This is a genomic window from Acuticoccus sp. MNP-M23, assembly GCF_031195445.1.
Taxonomy (GTDB): Bacteria; Pseudomonadota; Alphaproteobacteria; order Rhizobiales; family Amorphaceae; genus Acuticoccus.
Genome location: NZ_CP133480.1, coordinates 3,348,669 through 3,361,121, shown reverse-complemented (window position 1 = coordinate 3,361,121; position 12,453 = coordinate 3,348,669). Strand labels below are relative to the sequence as shown.

Below are 12,453 nucleotides of genomic sequence, written 5' to 3'. Positions count from 1 at the left end.
TTTGACAATCCTCCGCCCCACCACCAACTTGAATTGATGGTCTTAGTATTTATACTTTAAGCGAGCTTTCAAAATGAATTTCTCGTTGTTTTTCACCATCGCTTTCGCCCTGCCCTGCGCTCTTTCATCTGTGCCAGCATGGAGCGGTGAGACCGCGGCGGCGCTCTGGGCATCGCGCCTCGACGCGGCGCTGGATGCGCAACTCAAGCCGCTGGCCTTCACCACCCAATCCACCGGCGATGACGTTCTGGTCCACGCACAGCCGGCCTGCGCCCCCAGCCCGGAGGCACTCGCGATCGTGCTGAAGGCGGTCCCGGCAGGTTCGGCGGAGGCGGCGGACGCTGAATCCAGCGTCCTGTTTTCGCCGACCGGCGCGATCACCGAGGCGACGGCGCTTTTTGCTGAGCCTCTGACCGCCGTCACCATCACGGTTTTCGAGGGGTCAGGCCACGACTGCGCCACCGTGCCCGTGGCCAGCGAGCTGACCGAAAGGCTTCAATCGAAGTGACCATTTATTTCAAGAAGGTGATTTTTCATGTCAGACGATGTGTTGGCGAATTATGACGTCAAAAAGGTTCATGCTTGGTATTTGCGCCTCGCCGCGGCAGTGGCCAAGAAAACGGTCAAGGGAAAGACCCCGCTTTCAGCCCAACTCTTGAAAACTTATCTGACGAATAAAATCAAAGGCGCGACCGTCACCTTTACCGCCCCCAATTATCTGCAAGATTATTTCAAGGTAACGGCGACGCTCCAATATCACCGGGATGTCTTCCTCAGTGAGAAGAAAGCCCGCATCGGCAAGGCCACGAAATGGGCCGGGCTCGTCCCGCGGCTGGACGACAAGAGATGGGACGGCATCTCGAAGATTGCGATGAGCTACGAGTCGCTCTGCGAAATCGGATCGGGCGTGGAGATCGTCCGCATCCAGATGTCCGGCACGGACGAGGAGCGGGACCTTTTCACCTCCCTGCGAGGCTTCCAGCTCCACAGCGACGTCGAGATGAAAGGCCGGAAGATCGGCTTCGGCACCATCGCCGAGTTCGTGAGCTGGAATGCCGTCGCGCTGGACGTTTATGACTTCGACTACGGCGAACACCTGACGATGCCCAACCCGGACTATGGCAGCAAGAGCGCCGACGCGATCGCACCCGGCCAGCGGATGATCCGCGTCTACCACAAGAACGCTCAGCGGATCGAAAAGGCAGGTCTCGCGGCCCCCTACAAAGTGAAGGTCGGCCCCTGGAAGGTGACGGACACCAAGCTCCTCGCCTCCCACCGGCTCAACGTGGCAAACCACGACTAGGTCGCGCTTGCGGCGGACAAACAAGCATCACGACAATGCCCCGAGGCACCGGCGAGCGATTGCCGGTCGCTCGTGCGCCCGCCGCGCCGGAACGGACAGGGCTGCCATTCCGGCGCGCATCTCGTGCCGGCCGTGCGATTGTGTTTGATCGGGCGTTCGGTGATCGGTACGGCGCGCCGTGCGTCGGGGCCGGTTGCCCTGTCCGATGGCTGGCCGGGGCGCCGCTATCGTTGACCGCGATAGGGTGTTGGAGATCGAATTGACAGAAACTTCAGTATTGGCACCGGACCGGAACGCGGCAAAAGGGTCCTGGGTCCAGCGCCTTCGCCTGGCCTCCGGGCTGGTGCTGTTTGCCTTCGTGCTCACCCACTACCTCAACCATGCGCTGGGGCTTTACAGCGTGGAGGTCATGGAAGCTGTGGGGGCGGTCCGCCGGGCGATCTGGCACACCGATGTCGGCACAGTGCTTCTCTACGGGGCGCTGGCGGTCCATGCCGCGCTCGCCCTTTACAAGACAGCGCGGCGGCGCACCTGGCGCATCCCCATCCCCGAAGCGTTGCAGCTTGTCCTCGGGCTCATCATCCCGGTGATGCTCATCGACCATGTGGTCGGCACCCGCGGCCTCCACGACTGGTTCGACATCTCAAATTCCTATTTTGCGGTGCTGGAGCTCTTCTGGCCGGGGCTCCTCACCTGGCAGACCGTTCTCCTGTTTGTGGTGTGGGTTCATGCCGTCATCGGCCTGCGCTACTGGCTGCGGCTGAAGTCCTGGTACAAGCGGGCGATGCCCCTCCTCCTCACGCTTGCCGTTTTGGTGCCGGTGCTGGCCAGCCTCGGCTGGATCGAGGGGGCGCGCCGGATCGCGCTCACCGGCGCCGGCACGGCCGACCTCACCCGCGAGGCCGTCGCATGGTCCACGCCCATCATCCACACCGGCCGCCAGATCATTCTGGCCACCATTGCCGCCACCTTGCTGGTCGCACTGGCGGGCACGCTGGGCCTGTTTTCGCGCGGGCGCGTTTCGGTGACCTATCCCGGCCAGCGGACGGTTCTGGCCAAGCCCGGATTGACGCTACTGGAAATCAGCCGTCAGCACGGCATTCCCCACACGTCGGTCTGCGGGGGGCGGGCGCGCTGCTCCACCTGCCGCACCAGGATCGAGGAAGGGCTCGACACGCTTCCCCCGCCCGATGCCGCCGAGCGCGCCGTGCTCGAACGGATCCGCGCAACGCCCGACGTGCGGCTTGCCTGCCAGCTGCGCCCCCGCACCAACCTCACGGTGCACCCGATGTTTCCCGCGCGGGACGTCAGCGGTGTCGCAAACGTCAACACCGACAGCTACCGCTGGGGCGTGGAACAGCCCGTCGCCGTGCTTTTCGTGGATTTGCGCGGCTTTACCGCCCTGTCGGAACGGCGCCTTGCCTTCGACGTGATGTTCATCCTCAACGAATATCTGCAACTGATGAGCCGGATTGTCTTCCGCAACGGCGGGATCGTCGACAAGTTCATCGGCGATGCGGTGATGGCCCTTTACGGGGTCACCACATCGGCCGAAGTCGGCGCGCGTCAGGCGCTGACGAGCGCGGCTGAGATGATCGACGAGATCGAGACGTTGAACGCCCAGCTTCAGGCGCAGCTTGGCGAGACGCTTCGCATCGGCATCGGCATCCACGCCGGCCCCGCCATTCTGGGGCGTGTGGGCACCGGACGTGCCGGCGAGGGACTGACGGCCCTCGGCGACACGGTCAACATCGCCAGCCGGCTGGAAAGCGCCACCAAGGATTATGGCGTGCCCATGGTGGCCTCCGGCGCGACGATGGCGTTTGCCGGTGTCGATGCAAGCGCCTTCGACGTGGCGCAGATCACCGTGCGCGGCCGCACATCGAGCCTCGACGTGCACCCGGTGAAAAATGCAGCCGCCTTGCGGGCGGCGCTGGCAAACACCGGCTCGCGGGAGCCCGGCGTTGCCGGACGCACGCTGGCAGCTTCGGTCGCCGGCCCGCGCGGGTCCGAGAACGCCTGAGCGCCGGATCAGGCCTCGGTGCGCTCCGGCGGCAGAAAGAATGCCAGAACGCCGATAACGGGGAGCACCGCGCACACGTCGAACACGAAGCCGATGCCCATCGCGTCGGCAAGGACGCCGAGGGCTGCGGCGCCGAGGCCCGCAATGCCGAACGCAAAGCCGAAGAACAGCCCCGAGACCATCCCCACCCGTCCGGGCAGGACACTTTGCGCATAGACCAGAATGGCCGAGAACGCCGACGCGTTGATCAGCCCGATGAGAAAGCTGAGCGCTGCGGTCCAGAACAGGTTCATGTGCGGCAACGCCAGAGTGAACGGCAGGACACCCAGAATTGAAACGATGATGATGGTGCGCCGCCCGTAGCGGTCGCCAAGAGGGCCACCGGCAAAGGTGCCGATTGCGGCCGCGCCCAGGAAGACAAACAGGAGCAGCTGCGAGCTCTGCACGGACACGCCGAATGCCTCGATCAGGTAGAAGGTGTAAAAGCTCGTCAGGCTGGTGATGTAGATAAACTTGGAGAAGGTCAGCATCCCGAGGATCATCAGGACGAACACGGCGGAGCGGCTGATCGGCGGCGGGACCAGACGCGCCGGCCGCCCGGCCGCCAGATGCCGCGCCTTTGCCCAGCTGCCGACCTGCCACAGCACAAGCATGGCGCAAAGCGCCAGCGCGCCGAACCACACCACGCTCCCCTGCCCGAATGGCAGCACAACGAACGCGGCCAGCAGCGGCCCGATGGCGGTGCCCGCATTGCCCCCCACCTGAAAGACCGACTGGCTGAAACCGTAGCGTCCTCCCGATGCTGCCCGTGCAATGCGCGAGGAATCAGGGTGGAAGATCGCCGACCCGAGGCCGACGCACATGGCCGCGACCACCAGCAGCGCCAGGCTTCCGGCCTGGGCAAGCACCACAAGGCCGATTGACGTTGCCCCAGAAGTGTCCCCGCTCATAGCTGGACTCTGTTCGTGTTGTGGTCCCATCGGGACCGGGTTGCAAACTCGTTCGGGGTGAGGCCGCCCAGGCTGGTGTGCGGCCTGTCGTGGTTGTAGTCGGTGCGCCATTCCTCAATGATGCGGCGAGCGCCCGGAAGGCTGCGGAAGAGATGCTCGTTGAGGCACTCATCGCGGAAGCGACCGTTCAGGCTCTCTACGAAGCCGTTCTGCATCGGCTTGCCGGGCGCGATGTAGTGCCAATTGACGCGGCGGTCCTCCTGCCATTCGAGGATGGCATGGGAGGTCAGCTCGGTGCCGTTGTCGCTGACGATCGTGAGCGGCTTGCCGCGACTGACGATCAGGCGGTCGAGTTCCCGTGCCACGCGAGCCCCCGACAGTGATGTGTCGACAACGAGCGTCAGGCACTGGCGGGTGAAGTCGTCGAGCACCACCAGCACACGGAAGCGGCGCCCGTCGCTGAGCTGGTCGGAGACAAAGTCGAGGCTCCAGCGCTGGTTTGGTCCTCGCGGCAAGGTCATTGGCGCCCGCGTTCCGATGGCACGTTTTCGGCCGCCGCGCCGTCGTACACTCAGCCTCTCCTCGCGGTATAGGCGGAACAGCTTCTTGTGGTTCACCTCGATACCCTCGCGCCGCAAAAGGATATGCAGCCGCCGATAGCCGAACCGGCGCCGTTCGTTCGCCAGCGTTTTCAGGCGTTGGCGCACCGTCGCATCGTCCGGCCGCTGCGACCGGTAGCGGTAAGTCCTTGGATGCATCCCGATCAGGGCACAGGCGCGCCGCTGGGAATACCCCTTCTTTTCAATCGCCCAACTCACGAAGCCTCTCCGTGCGCTGGGCGTCAGAAGTTTTTTCCCAGAGCGTCCCGCAGCGTCGCCACATCGAGCATCTGTTCGGCGAGAAGCTTCTTCAGGCGGCCGTTCTCATCTTCCAGCGCCTTCAGCCGCCTGGCTTCAGACACTTCCATTCCGCCGTAGCGCTTGCGCCACGTGTAGAACGTCGCGTCGCTGATCCCGTGCTTGCGGCACAGCTCCGACACACCGATCCCCGCGGCATGCTCCTTCAGGACCGCGATGATCTGCTCTTCGCTGAAGCGGCTCTTCTTCATCTCCGTCTCCTTCTGACGGAGTCCAGTTCAGACCGAGGACATTCCAAGGGGCAACGTCACAGGCGAACGCGCGGGCCCCTGCCGCTAGGCAGCATCGGAGAGGCCGCGGATTCGGTCGGCAATTTCGCGGACAGAGCTGGAAGAGCGCGCCGTATTATCGGAAATATCCTTGGTCACTGCGCTCTGCTCTTCGATGGCACCCGCCGTCGCGGTCACCAGATTTTCGACCGAGTCGGCCGAAGACATGACCCGCTTCACGCCGTCGGCCACCGACTGCGCGACGGACTGCACGTTGTTTATTTCGCTGAAAATGCGGCTGGTCGCGGCCGTCGTCTGCGAGGCGAGCCCCTTTACCTCGGAGGCGACCACGGCAAACCCCTTGCCGCTTTCACCGGCGCGGGCAGCCTCGATGGTGGCGTTGAGCGACAGGAGGCTGACCTGCTTGGCAATATCGTCGATGATGTCGACGATGCCTTGCATGGAAGCCATGGATTCCAGAAGCCGCTGCGCGTTTTCGTTGGAGGTCCGCGTCAGCGTCATGATTCCCTGCGCGGCGTCGGTGGTCTGGGCCATGTTGCCGCTGATCTCGAGCACGGAGGCGGAAAGCTGCTCCACCGCAGCGGCGACACTCTCCACCCTGGCGCTGGTCTCGTCGGCCAGGCCGACGGTTTCCATCAGGCGCGTCATGTCGGTGGCGAACTTCACCACCTTGTACGGCTTGCCGTGGGAATCGAAGATCGGGTTGTAGGACGCCTGAATATAGACCGGGTTGCCGTCCTTGCGGATCCGCTTGTAGACGCGGGTCTGGTATTTGCCTTCCCGCAGCTGCTTCCAGAACGTGGCATAGTCCGCGTGGTCTTTTTCGGCAGCTTCGACGAAAATGGAGTGGTGCTTTCCCGTCACCTCTTCCAGCCGGTAGCCGAGGGTTCTGAGAAAATTCTCGTTGGCGGTCAGGATCTTACCGCTCATGTCGAACTCGATGACGGCCTGCACACGGCTGATTGCGTCGAGCTTGGCGGCGGCTTCGTCGGTCATCCGCTTGCTGGCGGTGATGTCGGTCGCGAACTTCACCACCCTGATGGGCTTGCCGTTCTCATCCATGATCGGGTTGTACGACGCCTCGATCCAGACCTCCTTGCCGTCCTTGCAGACGCGCATGAACTTTCCGGATACGAACTTTCCAGTGCCGAGTTTCTCCCAGAATTTGCGATATTCGATGCTCTTGGCGTACTCGGGCGTCACGAAGATGCTGTGATGCTTTCCCTTCACTTCATTAAGGGTGTAGCCGAGCGTCTTGAGGAAATTCTCGTTGGCGGCGGCGATCGTCCCGTCCATCGCAAACTCGATGACGGCCATGGACCGGTCGATAGCCTTGAGATGGGCATTGGACTCCCGCTCCTGGTTGTGGCGGGCCGTGACGTCGGTTGCGAACTTAACCACACGTTCGACTTCACCACCCCGGCCGAGGATGGGGTTGTAGGAGGCCTCGATCCACACTTCGCGGCCATCCTTGCAGATGCGGCGAAAACGGTCGACGAAGGGATGCCCCTTGGCAAGACGGCGCCAGAATTCGGTGTAGCGGGCACTGGCCACCTCATCCGGACTGACGAAAATGCGGTGGTGCTGGCCTTTCAGCTCATCAGCCGAATAGCCCAGCAAATTCAGAAAATTGTCGTTCGCCACCAGGATTTCACCCGATGGCTTGAAGCTGATGACCGCGTAGCTCTTGTTCAGCGCCTCTATGCTCGGATCGGCTTTACGGTAGCTCAGCATCTGTCGGCTCTCCCCTGGCGCACGTTGGTCGGACGACGCAACAGTCGACGCACGGGCGATGGCAGACGAATGGCCATGCCTTCTGCCGGCATTAAGGCCTGAGTCCGTCGTGGTCCGGTCCGTCGACTGCAGCTTCGCTCGTGCGCGCTTTCCAACGCGCAACACTGACAAGCCAATTTGTGTGCGATCTTGCTGGTGCGGACCTTTTCCCCCAGTGCGCCGAGCGATCGAGGCTGGCGACCTGTTCGCGGCGTGCGGCAGGCCTCACGGCAAAGCCATTCGGGAGCGCTGGCGATGCCGCAGGGCGCAGGTGTGCGCCCTGCCCTGTCCGGCCTGGCTACTCGATGCCGAGCTTGGCGCGGACGATTTCCTGCACCGCCTTGGGGTTGGCCTTGCCGCCGGTGGATTTCATCACCTGGCCGACGAACCAGCCTGCAAGGTTCGGCTTCAGCTTGGCCTGCTCGGCCTTTTCCGGGTTGGCTTCGATCACCGCCTCCACCGCAGCATCGATGGCGCCGGTGTCGGTGACCTGTTTCATGCCGCGGGTGTCGACAATTTCCGCAGGATCGCCGCCATCGGTCCAGACGATCTCGAACACATCCTTGGCGATCTTGCCGGAGATCACTTCGCCGGTAATGAGGTCGATGATGCCGCCGAGCTGGGCGGCGCTCACCGGGCTTGCATCAATGTCGAGACCTTCCTTGTTGAGGCGGCCGAACAGCTCGTTGATCACCCAGTTGGCGGCAAGCTTGGCGTCGCGTCCCTTCGCCACGTCCTCGAAGAAGAAGGACGAATCCGAATCGGCCACCAGAACCGACGCATCGTAGGGCGAGAGGCCGAGGGCATCCACGTAGCGGGCGCGCTTCTCGTCCGGCAGCTCGGGAAGCGAGGCGCGGATCGCCTCGATCTCGGCGTCGTCCAGCACGAGGGGCAGAAGGTCGGGGTCGGGAAAATAGCGGTAGTCGTGCGCCTCTTCCTTGGAGCGCATGGAGCGGGTTTCGCCGGTCTTGGCGTCGTAGAGGCGGGTTTCCTGGTCGATCGAACCCCCGTCTTCCAGGATCGCGATCTGGCGGCGCGCCTCGTACTCGATCGCCTGGCCTGCAAAGCGGATGGAGTTGACGTTCTTGATCTCGCAGCGGGTGCCGAGCTTGCCGCCCGGCTTGCGCACCGACACGTTGATGTCGGCTCTGAGGTTGCCCTTTTCCATGTCCGCGTCGGATGTGCCGAGATAGCGCAGGATGGTGCGCATCTTGGTGAGATAGGCGCGGGCCTCCTCGGACGAACGGATGTCGGGCTTGGAGACAATCTCCATCAGCGCCACGCCGGAGCGGTTGAGGTCGACGTAGCTTTTGGCCGGGTGCATGTCGTGGACCGACTTGCCGGCGTCCTGCTCCAGATGCAGCCGCTCGATGCCGACGACAATGCGCTCGCCGGACAGCATGTCGACGATCACTTCGCCCTCGCCCACAATAGGCTCGGCAAACTGGGAGATCTGGTAGCCCTGCGGCAGGTCGGGGTAGAAATAGTTCTTCCGGTCGAAGCGGGAGACCTTGTTGATCTGCGCCTTGAGGCCGAGGCCGGTGCGCACCGCCTGCTCCACGCACTTGGCGTTGATGACCGGGAGCATTCCGGGCATCGCGGCATCCACGAGGCTGACGTGGTCGTTCGGCTCGCCGCCGAATGCGGTGGCGGCGCCGGAGAAGAGCTTGGCGTTCGACTGGACCTGCGCATGGATCTCCATGCCGATGACGATTTCCCAGTCATGCAGCGCGCCCTTGATGTACTGCTCGGGCGCGGCCTGACGGGCGCCGAAGGCGGCGGGTGCGGCAGGTTCGGCAGCAGCGTCGCGCACATGCTCGTTCATCAAAAAACTCCTCGTCTGACTGGCGGCGGGCCCGTCGGCCACGCGGTGCAGCTGGCGGGACAATGGCCGACCGGGCCGCACCCTTGGCTTATCAGCGACGTTGCGTTGCGGTGCAAGACTGGTCGGAAGGTTCCGCGCCGCGCCGTGCCAGTACCACCACCGCGAGTGCGGTGAAAACCAGCCCCGCTGCAAGCCCGAATGTGACGCGCAGAGCCATATCGAGGGCACCGGGCGTGGCGTGCGCAAGTCCCGCCGGCCCCGCAGCTGCGGCAAACACCGCCCCCATCAGCGAGGCACCGGTGACGAGGCCGAGATTACGCGAGAGGCTGAGGTTGGCGGCCGTGGCACCGCGCCGTTCCGCCCCGACGCCAACCATGACGGCCGTGTTGTTGGCGGCCAGAAAAAGCTGGTAGCCGGGGGTGAGACACACGAGCGCGGCAACATACCCCGGCACCCCGACGAGACCCGGAAGCACCGCAAGCCCCGCCGTCGCAAGCCCCATGAGGACGAGGCCGGCCCGCACCATCGCCGCTGCACCGAACCTGTCGGTCAGGCGCCCTGCCGGGAGCCCGGAAAGCGCCGAAACCACCGGCCCGGTGGTCATGACGAGGCCGGTGGCGGCGCTCCCGAGGTGGAGCGCGCCGGTGAGGTAGAACGGCCCGACGACGAGGGTTGCCATGATCGTTGTTGCCACCAGCACGTTGGCCACGAGGCCGGGCCGGGCGCCCGTCTCGCCGGGACCCGCAGGGCGCTGCCGGACGCGCAGGAAGAGGACGAATGCGCCGGCCGCGGCACACAGGAGAAGCCCGCCGGTGACGTCTGCCGGGTTCGCCCGCGTCAACGCTGAAGCATAAAGGCCGAGCGCAAACGTCAGCGCTGATGCGGCGGGAAGGTCGATCCGGCCCGCTGCCTTGCCAGAGGATTTTCCCGGCGGGAGGTGGCGCGCGACCATCAGCGCCGCCACCAGCGCCAGGGGCACCAGCACGGCAAAGATCGTGCGCCATCCGCCGGCAGCCAGCAGGACGCCGCCCAGCGACGGCCCCAGCGCCGTCCCCACCGCGGACATGGTGCCGAGAAGGCCCATGGCACGCCCGGTGCGTGCTGCCGGCACGCTGGCCCGCACCATGGCAATGGCGAGCGCCAGAACGAACGCTGCGGCAAGCCCCTGCCCCGTCCGCGCAGCAATCAACACCGGGAACGCTGGTGCGGCAGTGGCCACAGCAGAGGCCAGCGCAAAAGCGAGAAGCGCCGAAGCCAGCACCCTCCGCCCGCCAAACCGATCGCCAAGCGCCCCGGCCGCAGGGCTCGCCACGGTCACGGCGAGGAGATAGGCGAGCACAGTCCACTGCAGCGCCGGCAAACCGACCCCGAAGGCACCGGACAGCGCCGGGAGCGCAACGCTGACGATGCTGATTCCGAGCGAGGCCAGCAGCATCGAAGCGCCGAGCGCCGCAACGGCAACGGGGGAAGCGCCGCTCGCTTCGGCAGGATTGTCGCGCAGGGTCATGGGGCCAGCCTTGTTGGGAGATGAATTTCGCGGCAGCGTACGAATTCAAGCCCACTTGAGGTCAAGCATGGAATTTCTGGACATTGGCACGGTTGCCGCGCGCACCGGCATCCCGCCCTCCACACTGCGTTATTATGAGGAGCTGGGGTTGATCGGATCGGTGGCGCGGCGCGGGTTGCGGCGGCAATTCGAGCCGCTGGTGATCGTGCAGCTGGCGCTGATCAACCTTTGCAAGATGGCCGGCTTCTCGCTGGGCGACACAGCCAAAATGTTCGGCAAGGACGGACGGCCGGACCTTTCGCGTCCGCAACTGCACGAACGGGCCGATGCGCTGGACCAGCAGATCAGCGAGCTGACCACCTTGCGCGACGCGCTGCGCCATGTGGCCGACTGCCCGGCCCCCAGTCACATGGAATGCGCCAAATTTCGCCGCCTGTTGCGCATGGCGGCCGGCCGCCCACGCCCCGCGAACGCCAGGGGCTGAGTCGCAGGCTTCAGTGGTAGGTGCGCAACGCCTCGTGACCCTCGATGAGGATGGCCGCGGGGTCGGCGGCCAGCGTGCTCTGGTGTTTGGACTTGTGCTCCGGCTCCACGTGGATCGAGATCAGCGCCTCGCCCACGGTCTTGCGCACGGCGCGCTCGATCCGGTCGCAGATCTCGTGCGCGTCGGTGACGTTCATGTCCTCCGGCACCACCAGATGAAAGTCCACGAACGTGCGGCGGCCAGCATGGCGGGCCCGCAGGTCGTGGGCCTCGATGGCACCGCCGGCACTTTTCGCGATGGCCTCGCGGATCCGGTCCAGCTCATCCGGCGGCGGGGCGGCATCCATCAGCCCGCCGACGCTCTCGCGGATAAGGCTCCAGCCGGACCAGATGACGTTGCACGCCACCGCCCCCGCCAGAAGTGGATCCAGAATGGCCCAGCCGGTGACGACCGAGAGGATGAGGCCAAGGAGAACGCCAACGGTGGTGACGGTGTCGGCGGCCAGATGGCGTCCGTCGGCACTGAGCGCGGGCGAGCGGTGGCGCCTGCCAAAGCGGATCAGCACCACGGCCCATGCCGCGTTGATGGCCCCCGCGCTGGCGTTGATGGCAAGCCCCAGCCAGGGCGCCTCGATCTGCTGCGGGTTCATGAAACCGCCGATCGCCTCGCGCAAAATGAGGAAAGCGGCCAGCACGATGAGCGCCCCCTCCAGAACGGCGGAGAGATACTCAACCTTGTGGTGCCCGTAGGGGTGGTTCTCGTCGGCGGGAAGCTGGCTGAGACGGACGGCAAACAGCGCTGCAATGGCCGCGCCCACGTTGACAACGCTTTCCAGGGCGTCGGACAACAGGGCAACGCTGCCCGTCAGCCCCCAGGCTGCGAACTTGATGCCGAGAACCGCAATGCCCACGGCAATGCTCGCGGCGGCAAGGTTGCTCGCGCTGATTGTCGGTTTGGCCGACATAACCTCTTCCCCAACATAGCCTTCGGCCAACTTGCGGGCCGCTCACGCAAACCGGCGGCACGGACACCGCTGCTGAAGCCCCTTGCCGCAGACGGACGGGACCTCACGTTCGCGGCACAAGTCGCAACGTGCCTGCAGCGGGTCAGATCTCCAGTTCCGTCTGGCTTACGCCAGCGCTGGTTGCGCCAGCGGGCCGGCCCGGTCAAGCCGCGAACCTGCATTGCTGCCACAGGAAAGTGTCGGGCGCCGGAAAACTTTCCGGCACGGCCTGACGAACGCCGCACGACAGCGCTGGACGCGCCGTGCATGTCTCGGCCATTAAACTTTAAAGTGTGACCGCGAACTGAAAATATTGCGCCAGATTGTAAAGCCCCGCCAACGAAGCTGCGAGTGCCGCGCCCGTAATCCACTCGGGGATCATCACATCCACCCTGTTGCCATGATGAAGCGGACGCCGGGCGCCCGGTCCCGGCAAGT

Annotated in this window: 10 protein-coding genes; 4 read left to right on the top strand and 6 right to left on the bottom strand. The window is 64.8% G+C overall.

Annotated features, from left to right (window positions below):
• The first annotated feature begins 73 nt into the window (after positions 1–73).
• The 3 genes from RDV64_RS15500 to RDV64_RS15490 all read left to right on the top strand — a co-directional run bounded on the left by RDV64_RS15500 (position 74) and on the right by RDV64_RS15490 (position 3,326).
• Positions 74–508 carry a hypothetical protein gene (locus RDV64_RS15500; protein ID WP_309195823.1) on the top strand — a complete coding sequence of 145 codons (435 nt, stop codon included), beginning with the start codon at positions 74–76 and terminating at the stop codon, positions 506–508.
• Between the two features lie 27 nt (positions 509–535).
• On the top strand, positions 536–1,303 hold the full coding sequence (locus RDV64_RS15495; protein WP_309195822.1) for a hypothetical protein: 768 nt from the start codon (positions 536–538) through the stop codon (positions 1,301–1,303).
• Positions 1,304–1,562: 259 nt separating this feature from the next.
• On the top strand, positions 1,563–3,326 hold the full coding sequence (locus RDV64_RS15490; RefSeq protein ID WP_309195821.1) for an adenylate/guanylate cyclase domain-containing protein: 1,764 nt from the start codon (positions 1,563–1,565) through the stop codon (positions 3,324–3,326).
• 8 nt (positions 3,327–3,334) lie between these two features.
• Here RDV64_RS15490 and RDV64_RS15485 read toward each other — a convergent pair whose 3' ends face one another.
• The 5 genes from RDV64_RS15485 to RDV64_RS15465 form a co-directional block, all read right to left on the bottom strand.
• Positions 3,335–4,276, bottom strand: coding sequence for an MFS transporter (locus tag RDV64_RS15485; RefSeq protein ID WP_309195820.1), 942 nt, complete (start codon positions 4,274–4,276; stop codon positions 3,335–3,337).
• Positions 4,273–5,384 (bottom strand): IS3 family transposase gene (locus RDV64_RS15480; protein ID WP_309195819.1). Its coding sequence is split into 2 segments (ribosomal slippage): positions 4,273–5,135 and positions 5,135–5,384, totalling 1,113 coding nucleotides; the frame shifts between segments, so codons are not numbered across the junction. The genes RDV64_RS15485 and RDV64_RS15480 overlap by 4 nt, the downstream gene beginning before the upstream one ends.
• 84 nt (positions 5,385–5,468) lie before the next feature.
• Entirely contained in the window at positions 5,469–7,157 is a 1,689-nt protein-coding gene (locus RDV64_RS15475) for a PAS domain-containing methyl-accepting chemotaxis protein (protein WP_309195818.1), read from the bottom strand.
• Positions 7,158–7,494: 337 nt separating this feature from the next.
• Positions 7,495–9,021: an Asp-tRNA(Asn)/Glu-tRNA(Gln) amidotransferase subunit GatB gene (gatB, locus tag RDV64_RS15470; protein ID WP_309195817.1), complete on the bottom strand. Its 1,527-nt coding sequence runs from the start codon at positions 9,019–9,021 to the stop codon at positions 7,495–7,497.
• A gap of 91 nt (positions 9,022–9,112) precedes the next feature.
• Positions 9,113–10,528 carry an MFS transporter gene (locus RDV64_RS15465; protein ID WP_309195816.1) on the bottom strand — a complete coding sequence of 472 codons (1,416 nt, stop codon included), beginning with the start codon at positions 10,526–10,528 and terminating at the stop codon, positions 9,113–9,115.
• A 67-nt stretch (positions 10,529–10,595) separates the two neighbouring features.
• Here RDV64_RS15465 and RDV64_RS15460 point away from each other — a divergent pair, with 67 nt between their 5' ends.
• Positions 10,596–11,012, top strand: a complete 417-nt coding sequence (locus RDV64_RS15460; RefSeq protein WP_309195815.1) for a helix-turn-helix domain-containing protein — start codon at positions 10,596–10,598, stop codon at positions 11,010–11,012.
• A 10-nt stretch (positions 11,013–11,022) separates the two neighbouring features.
• Here RDV64_RS15460 and RDV64_RS15455 read toward each other — a convergent pair whose 3' ends face one another.
• Positions 11,023–11,976 carry a cation diffusion facilitator family transporter gene (locus RDV64_RS15455; RefSeq protein ID WP_309195814.1) on the bottom strand — a complete coding sequence of 318 codons (954 nt, stop codon included), beginning with the start codon at positions 11,974–11,976 and terminating at the stop codon, positions 11,023–11,025.
• Between the last annotated feature and the right edge of the window lie 477 nt (positions 11,977–12,453).

Excerpts from the sequence above, each read along its gene's own strand:
- RDV64_RS15495 (WP_309195822.1), top strand. The coding sequence starts at position 536 with ATGTCAGACGATGTGTTGGCGAATTATGACGTCAAAAAGGTTCATGCT.
- RDV64_RS15485 (WP_309195820.1), bottom strand. The coding sequence starts at position 4,276 with ATGAGCGGGGACACTTCTGGGGCAACGTCAATCGGCCTTGTGGTGCTT.
- gatB (WP_309195817.1), bottom strand. The coding sequence starts at position 9,021 with ATGAACGAGCATGTGCGCGACGCTGCTGCCGAACCTGCCGCACCCGCC.
- RDV64_RS15460 (WP_309195815.1), top strand. The coding sequence starts at position 10,596 with ATGGAATTTCTGGACATTGGCACGGTTGCCGCGCGCACCGGCATCCCG.
- RDV64_RS15455 (WP_309195814.1), bottom strand. The coding sequence starts at position 11,976 with ATGTCGGCCAAACCGACAATCAGCGCGAGCAACCTTGCCGCCGCGAGC.
- RDV64_RS15475 (WP_309195818.1), bottom strand. The coding sequence starts at position 7,157 with ATGCTGAGCTACCGTAAAGCCGATCCGAGCATAGAGGCGCTGAACAAG.
- RDV64_RS15465 (WP_309195816.1), bottom strand. The coding sequence starts at position 10,528 with ATGACCCTGCGCGACAATCCTGCCGAAGCGAGCGGCGCTTCCCCCGTT.
- RDV64_RS15500 (WP_309195823.1), top strand. The coding sequence starts at position 74 with ATGAATTTCTCGTTGTTTTTCACCATCGCTTTCGCCCTGCCCTGCGCT.